The organism is Bacteroides faecichinchillae JCM 17102 (assembly GCF_000614145.1).
Taxonomy (GTDB): domain Bacteria; phylum Bacteroidota; class Bacteroidia; order Bacteroidales; family Bacteroidaceae; genus Bacteroides; species Bacteroides faecichinchillae.
Map to the genome: position 1 here is coordinate 1 of NZ_BAKK01000138.1, position 603 is coordinate 603.

Consider the following 603-nt stretch of genomic DNA (forward strand, 5'->3'; position numbering starts at 1 on the left):
ATCTGTACCGGTAGCATTGGAAGTATTTACATTATTCTGTTTCTCGTATAATTCTTTTACACGAATGGCTTGTTCCTTGGTTACACCTTTACGAGCCAATTCTGCGGCCATTTGTTTCTGTTCCTTGCCTTGTTTGATACCCTCTTTAACGTACTCGAGGACTTGCTGGTCGCTCATGCTCTGAGCCAACAGAGAAGAACTACTACACAGCAGTAAAGAAAATAGAAATATGCGAAATAAATTTTGTATTTTCATTTATTATTTAGAAATTTTCAATTGGTTCAAACGATTCGGTCAATTCATGGTAGACGGTCAATAGCTGTTCTTTTAAAGAAGAAGCGGAAAGCGTTTGGAGGACATGCCGGGAACGAACAAGAGTATTATATTTCTTCGACTCTTCTTCCGGATTGGCATACATAGAAACACTGTATCCCAACAATAAAGCTAAACATAGAGAAGCATCCTGCTCCATTGTCTCACCCCGCAAGGGATACAATTCATTAAGCTGATTACGAATGCTTTGGTGCAGTTGAGAAAAATCATCGGAATATAAGTAACAAACGTCACTCCCAACAGGAAGTAACCGACGCACAGAACGTAACA

General features: G+C 39.5%; 1 protein-coding gene and 1 pseudogene. Both read right to left on the bottom strand.

Translation table 11 applies throughout. The features are described from left to right. A pseudogene (locus JCM17102_RS25480) lies at positions 1–255 on the bottom strand (capsule biosynthesis protein); the annotation flags it as partial. Between the two features lie 7 nt (positions 256–262). Continuing rightward, positions 263–603: UpxZ family transcription anti-terminator antagonist (locus tag JCM17102_RS21130; protein WP_025076574.1), on the bottom strand; the 341-nt coding region annotated here is incomplete at its 5' end.